General features: G+C 72.8%; 15 protein-coding genes and 1 pseudogene. 5 read left to right on the top strand and 11 right to left on the bottom strand.

From position 1 onward, the window contains the following. Nucleotides 1–79: 79 nt before the first annotated feature. The 8 genes from truB to AB0O29_RS30750 all read right to left on the bottom strand — a co-directional run bounded on the left by truB (nt 80) and on the right by AB0O29_RS30750 (nt 7,370). On the bottom strand, nt 80–988 hold the full coding sequence (gene truB, locus AB0O29_RS30785; RefSeq protein ID WP_365158094.1) for a tRNA pseudouridine(55) synthase TruB: 909 nt from the start codon (nt 986–988) through the stop codon (nt 80–82). Beyond that, nucleotides 985–1,437, bottom strand: a complete 453-nt coding sequence (rbfA, locus tag AB0O29_RS30780; protein WP_365158091.1) for a 30S ribosome-binding factor RbfA — start codon at nt 1,435–1,437, stop codon at nt 985–987. The genes truB and rbfA overlap by 4 nt, the downstream gene beginning before the upstream one ends. A 33-nt stretch (nt 1,438–1,470) precedes the next feature. After that, entirely contained in the window at nt 1,471–1,764 is a 294-nt protein-coding gene (locus tag AB0O29_RS30775) for a DUF503 domain-containing protein (RefSeq protein WP_079430054.1), read from the bottom strand. Nucleotides 1,765–1,927: 163 nt separating this feature from the next. After that, nucleotides 1,928–5,008 carry a translation initiation factor IF-2 gene (gene infB / locus AB0O29_RS30770; RefSeq protein ID WP_365158088.1) on the bottom strand — a complete coding sequence of 1,027 codons (3,081 nt, stop codon included), beginning with the start codon at nt 5,006–5,008 and terminating at the stop codon, nt 1,928–1,930. 147 nt (nt 5,009–5,155) lie between these two features. Continuing rightward, a complete protein-coding gene (locus AB0O29_RS30765; RefSeq protein ID WP_344170695.1) occupies nt 5,156–5,443 on the bottom strand; it encodes a YlxR family protein in 288 nt (95 codons plus the stop codon). Nucleotides 5,444–5,616: 173 nt separating this feature from the next. Next, complete coding sequence (gene nusA / locus AB0O29_RS30760) at nt 5,617–6,621, bottom strand: transcription termination factor NusA (protein ID WP_365158084.1); 1,005 nt, start codon at nt 6,619–6,621, stop codon at nt 5,617–5,619. 2 nt (nt 6,622–6,623) lie between these two features. Beyond that, nucleotides 6,624–7,121, bottom strand: coding sequence for a ribosome maturation factor RimP (gene rimP, locus AB0O29_RS30755; RefSeq protein WP_365158082.1), 498 nt, complete (start codon nt 7,119–7,121; stop codon nt 6,624–6,626). A gap of 120 nt (nt 7,122–7,241) precedes the next feature. Further along, nucleotides 7,242–7,370 (bottom strand): hypothetical protein, encoded by a 129-nt coding sequence (locus AB0O29_RS30750; protein ID WP_365158079.1) that lies wholly within the window; start codon nt 7,368–7,370, stop codon nt 7,242–7,244. 61 nt (nt 7,371–7,431) lie between these two features. On the opposite strand from AB0O29_RS30750, the gene AB0O29_RS30745 reads away from it, so the two are divergent. The 4 genes from AB0O29_RS30745 to AB0O29_RS30730 are packed head-to-tail and all read left to right on the top strand — an operon-like array spanning nt 7,432 to nt 10,143. Further along, on the top strand, nt 7,432–7,854 hold the full coding sequence (locus AB0O29_RS30745; protein ID WP_365158076.1) for a hypothetical protein: 423 nt from the start codon (nt 7,432–7,434) through the stop codon (nt 7,852–7,854). Further along, a complete protein-coding gene (locus tag AB0O29_RS30740) occupies nt 7,851–8,321 on the top strand; it encodes a ferritin-like domain-containing protein (protein ID WP_365158073.1) in 471 nt (156 codons plus the stop codon). Before AB0O29_RS30745 ends, AB0O29_RS30740 begins: the two co-directional genes overlap by 4 nt. A gap of 16 nt (nt 8,322–8,337) precedes the next feature. Continuing rightward, nucleotides 8,338–9,240: an aminoglycoside phosphotransferase family protein gene (locus AB0O29_RS30735; protein ID WP_365158070.1), complete on the top strand. Its 903-nt coding sequence runs from the start codon at nt 8,338–8,340 to the stop codon at nt 9,238–9,240. A 42-nt stretch (nt 9,241–9,282) separates the two neighbouring features. After that, entirely contained in the window at nt 9,283–10,143 is an 861-nt protein-coding gene (locus AB0O29_RS30730) for a slipin family protein (RefSeq protein ID WP_365158097.1), read from the top strand. A gap of 55 nt (nt 10,144–10,198) precedes the next feature. On the opposite strand, the gene AB0O29_RS30725 is transcribed toward AB0O29_RS30730, so the two are convergent. The 3 genes from AB0O29_RS30725 to AB0O29_RS30715 all read right to left on the bottom strand — a co-directional run bounded on the left by AB0O29_RS30725 (nt 10,199) and on the right by AB0O29_RS30715 (nt 13,481). Beyond that, nucleotides 10,199–11,902, bottom strand: coding sequence for a proline--tRNA ligase (locus AB0O29_RS30725; RefSeq protein WP_365158067.1), 1,704 nt, complete (start codon nt 11,900–11,902; stop codon nt 10,199–10,201). A 46-nt stretch (nt 11,903–11,948) separates the two neighbouring features. Next, on the bottom strand, nt 11,949–12,521 hold the full coding sequence (locus tag AB0O29_RS30720) for a GNAT family N-acetyltransferase (RefSeq protein WP_365158064.1): 573 nt from the start codon (nt 12,519–12,521) through the stop codon (nt 11,949–11,951). A 117-nt stretch (nt 12,522–12,638) separates the two neighbouring features. Beyond that, a complete protein-coding gene (locus AB0O29_RS30715) occupies nt 12,639–13,481 on the bottom strand; it encodes a GNAT family N-acetyltransferase (RefSeq protein WP_365158061.1) in 843 nt (280 codons plus the stop codon). Between the two features lie 93 nt (nt 13,482–13,574). Between AB0O29_RS30715 and AB0O29_RS30710 the strand changes: the two are divergent. Next, a pseudogene (locus tag AB0O29_RS30710) lies at nt 13,575–13,657 on the top strand (ATP-binding cassette domain-containing protein); the annotation flags it as partial.

Raw genomic sequence — 13,657 nt, 5'->3', positions numbered from 1 at the left:
AAGACCTCCCCGCGGGGGGTCGGGGAGCGGTGAGCGGCAGTCCCTGCTCGCTCACCGCTCCACGTCACGCAAAAGCCGCTCAGACGAAGACCGCCAGGGACTTCGCCTTGCCGCCCTTGCTCTCGACGAGCCCGAGCAACTGCCCCTGGGGCCCGTAGACGGCCACGGTCCGGCCGTCCTGGTACTCGTCCGGCATGTCGATCCGCACGCCGTTGGCGAGCAGCGAGGCCCGCCGGGCGTCCAGGTCCCAGCGCGCGAACGCGGCCGCGGCCGCCTCGCCGATCGGCATGACGGTCAGCTCCTCCTGGAGCTGGTCCAGCGTGCGCGCCTTGTCGAGCTTGTACGGGCCCACCCGCGTGCGCCGCAGCGCCGTGAGGTGCCCGCCGACGCCCAGGTCGGCGCCCAGGTCGCGGGCGAGGGCGCGGATGTAGGTGCCGCTGGAGCAGACGACGGAGACGACCAGGTCGACGACCTTGGTGCCGTCCTCGGCCTCCGCCTCCCGCATGTCGTACACCTGGAACGACGAGATGGTCACCGGACGGGCCGGGATCTCGAAGTCCTCGCCGTCGCGTGCGCGCTTGTAGGAGCGCACGCCCTTGATCTTGATCGCGCTGACCTTGGACGGGACCTGCATGATCTCGCCGGACAGCTTGGCGATCCCGGCGTCCACGGCCTCCCGGGTGACCCCGGAGGCGTCCGCGGAAGCGGTGATCTCGCCCTCGGCGTCGTCCGTGAGGGTGTACTGCCCGAGGCGGATCGTCCCGAGGTACTCCTTCTCGGTCAGCGCGAGGTGGCCGAGGAGCTTGGTGGCCTTCTCCACGCCGAGGACGAGGACACCCGTCGCCATGGGGTCGAGGGTGCCCGCGTGGCCGACGCGGCGGGTCTTGGCGATCCCGCGCATCTTGGCGACCACGTCGTGCGAAGTGAAGCCGGACGGCTTGTCGACGATGACAAGGCCGTCCGGAGTCTTCCCTGCGTCGGTGCTCATTCCGCGGCTGCGTCCTCGTCGTCTTCTTCGCCCGGCTTCTTGTACGGGTCGGCCTCACCGGCGTACTGGGCGCCGGAGGAGACCTCGCGCACCTGGGCGTCGGAGGTCCGCGCCTTCTCGAGGAGGTCCTCGATGGTCTTGGCGTTCTCCGGGAGGGCGTCCGCGACGAAGGTCAGGGTGGGCGTGAACTTGGTTCCCGCCGCCCGGCCGACCGCGGAGCGCAGTACGCCCTTGGCGCTCTCCAGTCCCGCTGCCGCGCTGGCGCGGTCCTCGTCGTCGCCGTAGACCGTGTAGAAGACCGTGGCCTCCCGCAGGTCGCCGGTGACCCGGGTGTCGGTGATGGTCACGTGCGTGCCGAGGCGGGGGTCCTTGACTCCACGCTGCAGCTTCTGCGCCACCACCTCCCGGATGAGGTCCGCCAGCTTCTTCGCCCGCGCATTGTCGGCCACTGGTCCGTCTCCTTCTTCCTTGCAGACAAGCAATCAGTCTTCATCACCGTGGAACCGCCGTCTCACGGACAGCAGCTCCACTTCCGGACGCGCCGCGACCAGCCGCTCACAGCGGTCGAGTACGTCCGACACGAACCCCGCGTCCCCGCTCACCAGGGCCACCCCTATACGGGCCCTGCGGTGCAGGTCCTGGTCTCCCACCTCGGCCGCGCTCACGGCGAACTTGCGCTGGAGCTCGGCGACGATGGGCCGGACGACGGAGCGTTTCTCCTTCAGCGAGTGGACGTCGCCGAGGAGCAGATCGAAGGACAGAGTCCCCACGTACATGCAGTTCCGGATATCCCGCCGGTGCGGGTTCGGTGGCCTGCCGGCCGTCGCTCGGCAGGGTCACCAGAACCGTACACGCAACGGCCGGGGCCGATCGACGGATATTCCGCCGACCGGCCCCGGTGTTACAGCTACCTACGACACGGTGCGAACCGCCTCGCGCTTACGCGCGCGGCTTCTCGCGCATCTCGTACGTCGCGATGACGTCGTCGATCTTGATGTCGTTGAAGGAACCGAGGTTGATACCGCCCTCGAAGCCTTCGCGGATCTCGGTGACGTCGTCCTTGAAGCGGCGCAGACCGGAGATGGTGAGGTTCTCGGCGATGACCTTGCCATCGCGCAGGAGCCGCGCCTTGGTGTTGCGCTTGACCTCGCCCGAGCGGACCAGGACACCGGCGATGTTGCCCAGCTTGGACGAGCGGAAGATCTCGCGGATCTCCGCCGTACCGAGCTCGACCTCTTCGTACTCCGGCTTGAGCAGACCCTTGAGGGCCGCCTCGATCTCCTCGATGGCCTGGTAGATCACCGAGTAGTACCGGACGTCGACGCCCTCGCGGTCCGCCATCTGCGCGGCACGGCCGACAGCGCGGACGTTGTAGCCGATGACGATGGCGTCGGAGCCCATCGCCAGCGAGATGTCGGACTCGGTGACCGCACCCACACCGCGGTGCAGGACGCGGATGTCGACCTCTTCGCCGACGTCCAGCTGGAGCAGCGAGGACTCGAGGGCCTCGACCGCACCGGAGGAGTCACCCTTGATGATGAGGTTGAGTTCCTGGACCAGACCGGCCTTGAGCACGGAGTCGAGGTCCTCGAGGGACACGCGACGGACGCGCTTGGCGAAGTTGGCGTTGCGCTCACGCGCAGCACGCTTCTCGGCGATCTGACGGGCGGTGCGGTCCTCGTCGACGACGAGGAAGTTGTCGCCGGCGCCGGGGACGTTGGTGAGACCCAGGACCAGGACGGGGGTCGACGGACCCGCTTCCTCGATGTTGTTGCCCTTGTCGTCGAGCATGGCGCGCACGCGGCCGTAGGCGTCGCCCACGACCATCGTGTCGCCGACGCGGAGGGTACCGCGCTGGACGAGGACGGTGGCGACGGCACCGCGGCCACGGTCGAGGTGGGACTCGATCGCAATACCCTGAGCGTCCTGCTCGGGGTTGGCGCGCAGGTCGAGCGAGGCGTCGGCGGTGAGGACGACGGCCTCCAGCAGGGAGTCGATGTGCAGACCCTGCTTGGCGGAGATGTCGACGAACATCGTGTCGCCGCCGTACTCCTCGGCGACCAGACCGAACTCGGTGAGCTGACCGCGCACCTTGACCGGGTCGGCACCCTCGACGTCGATCTTGTTGACCGCGACGACGATCGGGACGCCGGCGGCCTTGGCGTGGTTCAGCGCCTCGATCGTCTGCGGCATGACGCCGTCGTTGGCCGCGACCACGAGGATCGCGATGTCGGTCGACTTCGCACCACGGGCACGCATGGCGGTGAACGCCTCGTGACCCGGGGTGTCGATGAAGGTGATCTTGCGGTCTTCACCGTTGACCTCGGTGCCCACCTGGTAGGCGCCGATGCCCTGGGTGATGCCACCGGCCTCGCCCGCGACGACGTTCGTCTTGCGGATGGCGTCGAGGAGGCGGGTCTTACCGTGGTCGACGTGACCCATGACGGTGACGACCGGCGGACGCGGCATGAGGAACTCCTCGCCGCCCTCGTCCTCGCCGAACTCGATGTCGAAGCCCTCGAGCAGCTCGCGGTCCTCCTCCTCCGGGCTGACGATCTGAACCGTGTAGTTCATCTCGCCGGCCAGGAGCTGGAGGGTCTCGTCGGAGACGGACTGCGTGGCAGTGACCATCTCGCCGAGGTTCATCATGACCGCGACCAGCGACGCCGGGTTGGCGTTGATCTTCTCCGCGAAGTCGGTGAGGGAGGCACCGCGCGACAGGCGAACGGTCTCGCCGTTGCCGCGGGGCAGCATCACGCCGCCCACGGACGGGGCCTGCATGGCCTCGTACTCCTGGCGCCTCTGACGCTTCGACTTGCGACCGCGACGGGCGGGCCCGCCGGGACGGCCGAAGGCACCCTGCGTGCCACCACGGGCACCGGGACCACCGGGACGACCGCCGAAGCCGGGACGGCCGCCGCCACCGGCGCCGGCCGGGCCGCCGCCGAAGCCGCCGCCACCCGGACGCGGGCCGCCGAAGCCGCCGCCGGCCGGACGCGAGCCCGGACCGGCCGGACGGCCGGCGAAGCCGCCGCCGCCGGGACGACCGGGACCACCCGGACGGCCTGCGCCACCCGGACCGGGGCGGGGACCGCCGCCGGGACGGGGACCGGGGCCACCGGCAGCGGGACGCTGCGGCATCATGCCCGGGTTCGGACGGTTACCACCGGGAGCACCGCCCGGACGCGGGGCGCCGCCCTGCGGACGGGGCATGCCGCCCGGGGTCGGACGGGCGCCGCCGGGACCCTGCGGACGCGGGGCGCCGCCGGGGCCGGCCTGCGGACGCGGGGCACCCTGGCCGCCGGCGCCGGGGGCACCGGGACGCGGGGCGCCGGCCGGACGGGGCGCCTGCGGGCGCGCCATGCCGGTGGAGCCGCCGGACGTGAACGGGTTGTTGCCCGGACGGGGACCCGCCGGACGGGCACCCTGCGGACGCGGGGCCGGAGCACCGGGACGCGGGGCCTGGCCACCGGGGGTGGCGCCGGCCGGACGCGGAGCGCCGGGACGGGCACCCTGACCCTGGCCGGCCGGGCGCTGCTGCGCCGGACGCGGGCCGGGGGAGGCGGCGGGACGCGCCGGAGCGGCCGGAGCCGCCGGGGGCGCGGAGAACTCGGTCGCCACGGGAGCCGCCGGAGCGGGCTTCGGGGCGGCCGGAGCCTTGGGGCCGGGACGCGGGCCGGGAGCGGCCGGAGTCACCGGGGCGGGGGCCGCCGGAGCCTCGGCCGCGGCCGGCTTGGGGGCCGGTGCGCCGGGCTTGGGGGCAGGACGTGCCGCGGTCGCCGGGGAGGGCGCCGCGGGCTTGGCGGGCGCGGCCTTGCGGGGCGCGCCGGGCTTCGCAGCGGACTTGCCGGCGTTGCCGCCGGGCCCCTGCAGTGCGTCAGTCAACTTGCGTACAACCGGCGCCTCGATCGTCGAGGACGCCGAACGGACGAATTCACCGAGTTCTTGGAGCTTGGCCATGACGACCTTGCTCTCAACCCCGAACTCCTTGGCGAGTTCGTATACCCGGACCTTAGCCACTTCGCTCCTTTTAGGTCCGGGTTACGCCGGACCGTCGCTACTTCATGGGCGTACTCATCGCGTACTCATCGAGTGCTCATCGCAATCTCGACCTACTTCCAACTCGCGAGGTACCTGACCGCACGGGAATCCGTGCCGTACTTCTTCTTACGGTGTCGCCACGGCCTGGACGGCCAGGGCATTGCGCAGTCCCTCCGTGTCGAGCGGTCCTGCGGACCGGAGGGCCCGGGGGAACGCTCTGCGGCGGACCGCCTGGTCGAGGCAGACCACGGCAGGGTGCACGTACGCACCCCGGCCGGGCAGCGTACCGCGAGGATCAGGGACGCATGCGTCCCCGACCGCCACGATGCGCAGCAGATCGCTCTTGGCCGCTCGCTCCCGGCACCCCACACAGGTGCGTTCGGGGCATGCGCGGGCTTGCGTCCGGCCAGACACGCCTAAGTCTACCTCCCCGCACCGACCTCACCCCTTCAGGTGAAAAATCGAACGGATGTCGTCGTGATCCACGGGGGGTCCTCACGTACGAGGACCCCCTGTCTACCGGCCGGAAACGGTCGTCCGGTAGCGATTTATTCCCTCCCGGGCGTCCGCCCGGGCACCGTTTCCGGTCAGTCCCGGTCGGCGTCCGCGTCGGGCGCCGGCTCGGTGTCCGGCCGGATGTCGATGCGCCAGCCGGTGAGCCGCGCGGCGAGGCGGGCGTTCTGGCCCTCCTTGCCGATGGCCAGCGACAGCTGGTAGTCGGGGACGGTCACCCGCGCGGAGCGCGAGTCCCAGTCGACGACCTCGACCTTGCTCACCCGGGCGGGTGACAGGGCGTTCGCGACCATCTCCGCCGGGTCGTCCGACCAGTCGACGATGTCGATCTTCTCGCCGTGCAGTTCGGCCATCACGTTGCGCACGCGGCTGCCCATCGGGCCGATGCAGGCGCCCTTCGGGTTCAGGCCCGAACGGGTGGACCGGACCGCGATCTTGGTGCGGTGGCCGGCCTCGCGGGCGATCGCGGAGATCTCGACGCTGCCGTCGGCGATCTCCGGGACCTCCAGGGCGAAGAGCTTCTTCACCAGGTTCGGGTGGGTGCGCGACAGGGTCACGGACGGACCGCGGACACCCTTCGCCACGCGCACGACGTACGCCTTCAGGCGGAGCCCGTGCGGGTACTCCTCACCGGGGACCTGCTCCTGCACCGGCAGGATGGCCTCCAGCTTGCCGATGTCGACCAGGACGTTCTTCGGGTCCTTGCCCTGCTGGACGACGCCGGTGATGACGTCGCCCTCACGGCCGGCGAACTCGCCGAAGGTCAGGTCGTCCTCGGCGTCGCGCAGACGCTGGAGGATCACCTGCTTGGCGGTCGTCGCGGCGATGCGGCCGAAGTCCGACGGGGTGTCGTCGAACTCCTTGGGCTCCTGCCCCTCCTCGAGATCGCGCGGGTCCTCGGTCGCCCACACGACCACGTGGCCGTTGGCGCGGTCCAGCACCACACGGGCGCGGCGGAAGCTGCCCTCGGTGCGGTGGTACGCGATGAGGAGGGCCGACTCGATCGCCTCGACGAGCAGGTCGAAGGAGATCTCCTTCTCCCGGACCAGACCCCGCAGGGCACTCATGTCGATGTCCACGGCTACGCCTCCTCTTCCTTCTTGTCCTTGCGGTTGAACTCGATCTCGACACGCGCCTTGGCGATGTCGGTGAACGCGATGCGGCGGGCGGTCGCCTTGCGGCCCTTCACACCCGGGACTTCGAGGTCCATGCCCTCGTCGTCGACGTCGAGGATGCGGGCGATCAGCTCGCCGCCCTCCGCCAGCTGGAACTTCACGAGACGGCCCGTGGCCCGCACGTAGTGGCGGTGCTCGCTGAGCGGGCGGTCCGCGCCCGGGGAGCTGACTTCGAGGACGTACTCGTCCTCGCCCATCACGTCGGACGCGTCGAGCGCGTCCGAGGCCTCACGGCTCAGCTCGGCGCACGCGTCCAGTTCCACGCCTTCGTCGGAATCCACGACGATCCTCAGCATCCGGCGCCTGCCCGCCTTGGAAAGCTCGATCTCCTCGAGGTCCAGGCCCTTGGCGGCGACGAGCGGCTCCAGCAGTCCGCGCAGCCTGTCGCTCTGGGTGGTGCTCATCCGGGTGACTCCTCGGCCGCGTGTGCTGTTGTGGTTTTCCGTCGCGTGTCAGGTCAAAGGGTATCCGGTCGCGGAGGGTGTTGCCGTCCGCGCCGCCGGGCGGACCCCCGGGTACCGTGATCACACCTTGCCCCGCCACCACCCCGAGGACGTCACCGTGCCCTGGTCCTTGCCTTCGAGGCCCTCGCCCTCACGCAGGAGCGTGCTCGCCGGAGCCGCCGCCGCGGCCGCCGGGTCCGCGCTGGTCACCGGGTGTTCCGGCGGGGGTGAGACGGCCGGCGCGGACAGCGGGATTTCACTCGAACGGCGGATGCGGGAGGGCGCCGTCCGTGACAGCGAGCGGCTGCTGGAACGTTACGACGCCACCGTCGCCGTGCACCCCGATCTGTCCGGGCGGCTCGCGCCGCTGCGCCAGGCCGTCGCCGCGCACACCGGGGCCCTGGCCCTCGGCACCGCCAAGGCGAGCCCGGCGCCCTCCCGGCCGGCCTCCCCGTCCGCCTCTTCCTCCGCCTCTCCCCCGCCCAGCGCCCCGGCGGCCGGCCGGGCCCAGGTCCCGGAGAAGCCCGCCGAGGCCCTGAGCGCGCTCGCGGACGCCGAGCGGAGCCTGTCGGAGGCCCGGACCATCGCCCTGGCCGGCGCCCCCGGCGAGCTGGCCCGGCTGCTGGCCTCGGTGGCCGCCTGCGGCGCCGTCCACGCCTACCTGCTGACCTCGAACCCGGGAGCCTCCTCGTGAACACCGCCGTGAAGCCCTCCCCCTCCCCCGCGGGCCGCGCGCTGGAGGCCGCCCAGGCGGCGCTGGCCGCCGAGCACGCGGCGACGTACGGGTACGGGGTCATCGGCGCCCGGATCGACCCCGCCCGGGCGACCGAGGCGCGGGAGGCGTACGGCCAGCACCTCTCGCGCCGCGACCGGCTCACCCGGACCGTGCGCGAGCTGGGCGGCGCGCCCAGGCCGTCGGAGGCGGCGTACGCCCTGCCCTTCGAGGTGCGCTCCGGCGACGACGCCGAGCGGCTGGCCGCCGACATCGAGGACCGGGTGGCGGGCGCGTACTCGGACCTCGTCCGGGCGGCGGACGGCCAGTTGCGCCGCGACGCGGCCGACGCGCTGACCGCCGCGGCCGTGCGCGCGGCACGCTGGCGCGGTGTCGGCGTAGCCTTCCCTGGGCTCACCGAACGCTCGGACGGGGCCCGTACCGGCTGAAAGGGACCACGCACGCATGGCTTTCGAACCGCCGCAGCGGCTCGTACGGGCGCTCGGCGAGCCGCCGCGGACAGCTCAGGACACCCAGTGGCTGGAGCGGCTGCCCGAACTCGCCAAGGAGGCGCTGGAGCGGCGGGACGTGGTGTCCCAGCGGGCCCTGGCGCCCGGCGGCCGCAGCAGCCTGGTGATCCTGGTCCGCTACGCCGACGGCACCCCGGCCGCCCTGAAGCTGGCGCCCCCGGGGGCCCGTCCCGCCCTCGAGCTGGCCGCGCTCGCCCACTGGGGCGGCTTCGGCGCGGTACGGGTCCTGGACTCGCGCCACCACGAGGACGACGGCGCCCTCCTGCTGGAGCGGCTGCACGCGGACGTCTCCCTGCGCTCGCTCCCGGAGGCCAAGGCCCTGCTGGAGGCGTGCGGCACGCTGCGCCGCCTCTGGGTGCGCCCGCCGGCCGGCCACCCCTTCGAAACGGTGGCCGAGCGCACGGCCCCCCAGGCCGAGGCCCTGCGCTCGGCGCCCCCGGAGGCCCGGGCGCTGGCCGACACGGCCCTGTCCCTCCACGGGGAGCTGACCGTCCGGCCGCCGGAGGAGCTCCTGCTGCACGGGAACTTCCGGCAGGGCAAGGTCCTGGCGGGCGAGCGGGCGCCGTGGCTGACGGTGGGCCCGGACCCCCTGGTCGGCGAGCGGGCCTACGACCTGGCCCGGCTGGTGCGCGACCGGCTGGAGGACCTGGTGGCCTCCTCGGCGGGGGCCTCGGGGGCGCGGCGGCGGGTGCACAAGCTCGCCGACTCCCTGGAGGTGGACCGGGAGCGGCTGCGCGGCTGGACGGTGTTCCGGGCGGTGGAGTCCGGGGTGCGCGCGCTGGCCGCCGGACGGCGCCGGGATGCGGAACTGCTGCTGGAGTTCGCGGCCTGGCTGTAGGGCATACCTTAGTAAAAGGTGCATGTCCGGCAGGGGGCCGCCATGGTCGAGGAACTGCTGACAGCGGGAATCGCCGCCGCCGCGGGCGTCGCGGTGTACCTGGGCGCCGCCGCGCGGGTGGTGAAGCAGTACGAACGCGGGGTCGTGTTCCGGTTCGGCCGGCTCCGGGAAGGGGTCCGCCCGCCCGGTTTCACGATGATCCTCCCGGTGGCGGACCGGCTGCAGAAGGTGAACCTCCAGATCGTCACGCTGCCCGTGCCGGCGCAGGAGGGCATCACCCGGGACAACGTCACGGTCCGGGTGGACGCGGTCGTCTACTTCAAGGTGGTCGACCCGGCGAGCGCGATCATCGCGGTGGAGGACTACCGCTTCGCGGTCTCGCAGATGGCCCAGACCTCGCTCCGCTCGATCATCGGCAAGAGCGACCTGGACGACCTCCTCTCGAACCGCGAGAAGCTGAACCAGGGCCTGGAGCTCATGATCGACAGCCCGGCGATGGGGTGGGGCGTCCAGATCGACCGCGTGGAGATCAAGGACGTCTCCCTGCCCGAGACGATGAAGCGGTCGATGGCGAGGCAGGCGGAGGCGGACCGCGAGCGCCGCGCCCGCGTGATCAACGCGGACGCGGAGCTCCAGGCCTCGCACAAGCTGGCCGAGGCGGCGGCCGTCATGTCGGACCAGCCGGCGGCCCTTCAGCTGCGCCTGCTCCAGACGGTGATCGCGGTGGCGGCGGAGAAGAACTCCACCCTGGTCCTCCCGTTCCCGGTGGAGCTCCTCCGCTTCCTGGAACGGGCGACCCCCTCCGGGGAGGTCCAGCCCCACCCGGACCCGCCGGAACCGCCGGCCGCCCCGGCCCCCGGTCCGCCGGACCCGCCCGGGGCCGCGCCCCCGCCGGCCGGCTGACGGCCGCCGGCCGGCCACCGCCGGGAGCCGCCCCCCGGCGGGGCCGGACCCGGCCCTACCCCACGCGCCCCAGGGCCTCCTCCAGCGGGAGTTCCTCCCGGGCCCCCGTGCGCCGGTTCTGGAGTTCGACGACGCCCTCGGCGGCCCGGCGGCCCGCGACCAGGATCCACGGGACGCCGATCAGCTCCGCGTCGGTGAGCTTCACCCCCGGCGAGACCCCGGCCCGGTCGTCCAGCAGGACCCGCTTCCCCCGTGCGGCCAGCGCCTGCGCCGCCTCCTCGGCCACCGCGAGCGGCCCGGCCTTGCCGGCCGCCACCACGTGCACGTCGGCCGGGGCCACCTCCGCCGGCCAGCACAGCCCGCGCGCGTCGGCCGTCTGCTCGGCCAGCGCGGCGACCGCCCGCGAGACGCCGATGCCGTACGAGCCCATGGTGACCCGTACCGGCTTGCCCTGCGGGCCGAGCACGTCCAGCCCGAAGGCGTCCGCGTACTTCCGTCCCAGCTGGAAGATGTGCCCGATCTCGATCGCCCGGTCCAGCCGCAGCCCCGCCCCGCAGGCGGGGCAGGGGTCGCCCGGCTCCACCACGACCACGTCCAGGTACCGGTCCACCTCGAAGTCGCGCCCGCAGACCACGTTCCGCGCGTGCGTGTCGGGCTTGTTGGCCCCGGTCACCCAGGCGGTGCCCGGTGCCACCCGGGGGTCGGCGATGTAGGGCACCTTCTCCAGCCCCTGCGGGCCCACGTAGCCCCGTACCAGATCGGGCCGTCCCGCGAAGTCCTCGGCCGTCACCAGCTCGACCACCGCCGGCGCCAGGTGCTCGCCGAGCTTGCCGAGGTCCACCTCCCGGTCGCCCGGCACGCCCACCGCCGTGATCTCCCCGTCGACCTTCACCAGGAGGTTCTTCAGCGTGGCGGAGGCGGGAACGCCCAGGTGTGCGGCGAGGGTCTCGATCGTCGGGGTGTCGGGCGTGGGGATCTCCTCCAGCGCCCCGTGCGCGGCATCGGCCGGGGCCGCGGCCCGCGGGACGAAGACGACCGCCTCCGTGTTCGCCGCGTAGTCGCACTCCGGGCAGTCCACGAACGTGTCCTCGCCCGCCCCGGCCGGCGCCAGGAACTCCTCCGACGCCGAGCCGCCCATCGCGCCCGACACCGCGGACACGATCCGGTGGTCGAGCCCGAGCCGCTCGAAGATCCGTACGTACGCCTCGCGGTGGAGCCGGTAGGACTCGGCGAGCCCCTCGTCCGTGATGTCGAAGGAGTACGAGTCCTTCATCTGGAACTCGCGCCCGCGCAGCACCCCGGACCGGGGCCGGGCCTCGTCGCGGTACTTGGTCTGGATCTGGTACAGCATCACGGGCAGGTCCTTGTAGGACGTGCACTGGTCCTTCACCACGAGGGTGAAGATCTCCTCGTGGGTGGGGCCGAGCAGGTAGTCCGCGCCCTTGCGGTCCCTGAGCCGGAACAGCAGGTCCCCGTACTCCGACCAGCGGCCGCTGACCTCGTACGGCTCCTTGGGCAGCAGCGCCGGCAGCAGCACCTCCTGGGCTCCGATGGCGTCCATCTCCTCGCGGACGACGCGGGAGACGGCGTCGAGGACCTTCTTGCCGAGCGGCAGCCAGGTCCACACTCCGGCGGAGCTGCGCCGGACGTAGCCGGCGCGGACGAGGAGGCGGTGGCTCAGGGTCTCGGCGTCGGCCGGGTCCTCGCGGAGGGTCTTGGCCATGAGTCGGGACATGCGCTGCACGTGTTGCGTTGACATGCGGCGAGGCTATCGGGGGTCCCTCCCCGCCCGGTACCGAAAATCTTCAGCCCCGCAGCAGCGGCAGCGGTGCCCCCATGACCGCGTACGGGAGGCTCGCGCTCGGGAAGTGGACCCTGCGGGCCAGGTCCCGGTAGCCCAGGGCCGCGTAGAGGCCGCGGGCCGGGCTGTCGGTGTCGATGGCGGAGAGGATCGAGCGCGGCTCGGCGGCCGTGTCGGTGATCCGGGTGATGAGGGCGCGGCCGACGCCCCGGCCCTGGAAGCCGGGGTGGACGTGCAGCTCGGTGATCACGAAGGAGTCGTCTAGCCAGTGCGCGGAGCCGTTGGCGCGCAGGTGGGGCTCGACGATGGTGGACCACCAGTGGGCCCGGTCGTTGGGCATGCCGTACACGAACCCGGCGAGGGCCCCGTCGTCGGTGAAGGCGCCGAGCGCGCGGGCGCCGCGGCAGGTCATGTGGCGCTGCACGATGTAGCGCCGGATGCCGACCTCCTCCTCGCTGAGCCCGAAGGCCACGGCCTGCACGCGCAGGGCTTCGTCCACGCGGCCGGCGAGGTCGAGGTGCCCGATGCGCAGTCCAGCGGGCCGTGCGGGGTCGTCGCCCCCGGGGGTAGGCAGCATGCGGCCGACCTTACTTCGGGGTACGCCCGCTCCGGTACGGCTTCCCGGACGAAACCGGCCGCGCGGGTCCGTGCGTAGCCACAGCGCGGTCTGCGCCCGGAGGGTGGACGCCCCGGCTCAGAACAGCACGCTCATGAACGCCCCGACCTCCCGGAAGCCCACCCTCCGGTAGGCGGCGCGGGCGGCGGTGTTGAAGTCGTTGACGTAGAGGCTGACCACGGGGGCCACGTCGCGCAGGGCGAACTCGACGACGGCCGCCATGCCGGTCTCGGAGTGGCCCCGGCCGCGGAACTCGGGGGCCACCCAGACGCCCTGGATCTGGCAGGCCCGGGCGGTGGCGGCGCCGATCTCGGCCTTGAAGACGACCTTGCCGTCCTCGACGCGGGCGAAGGAGCGGCCGCCGCCGACCAGCTCGGCGACGCGGGCCTGGTAGAGCAGGCCGCCGTCGCCGGCGAGGGGGGAGATGCCGACCTCCTCGGTGAACATGGCCACGCAGGCGGGCATGATCAGGTCCATCTCGTCCTTGCGGATCCGGCGCACCAGCGGGTCGGGCGTGATCTCGGCGGAGGGCCGTTCGGTGGCCATCAGCGGCTGGTGGGAGCGGACGTCGCGGGCGGGGCCCCAGCTGGGTTCGAGGAGCTTCCACAGGAGCCGGGTGGCCTCGGCCGGGCCGACGATGGAGGAGCAGCGGCGGCCGGTGCGGCGGGCCCGGTCGGCGAAGCCGCGGACGGCGTCGGGGCCGGCGCAGACGGGGACCAGGTTGGCGCCCGCGTAGCACAGGGAGCGGAGTTCGCCGCCGGAGTACCAGCCCCACATCTCGCCGCCCAGGCGCCAGGGATCGAGTCCGGCGACCTGGACCCGGGAGGTGACGAAGGCGTTCTCGACCGGCTCGCGTCCGAGGATGGCGAGCGCGGCGTCCAGATCACTGGGTTCTAGGACCCGGGTGGTGGTCTGAGTCAACACTGGGGCCTCACCGTGCAAGTCTGCTGATCTCCGCACTGTACCCGCCGGGGCACCGCGATGCCGCGTCCCGCGGGTCACGAAAGGGCCCCCGGTCCGAACGGCGCGGGCAAGACCACCCTGGTGCGCTGCCTGTCCACCCTGATCGTGCCCGACGCGGGCACGGCGACGGTCGC

The sequence above is a fragment of the Streptomyces sp. NPDC089915 genome, assembly GCF_040684675.1.
Lineage (GTDB): Bacteria > Actinomycetota > Actinomycetes > Streptomycetales > Streptomycetaceae > Streptomyces.
This window is presented reverse-complemented; position numbering and strand designations above follow the sequence as displayed.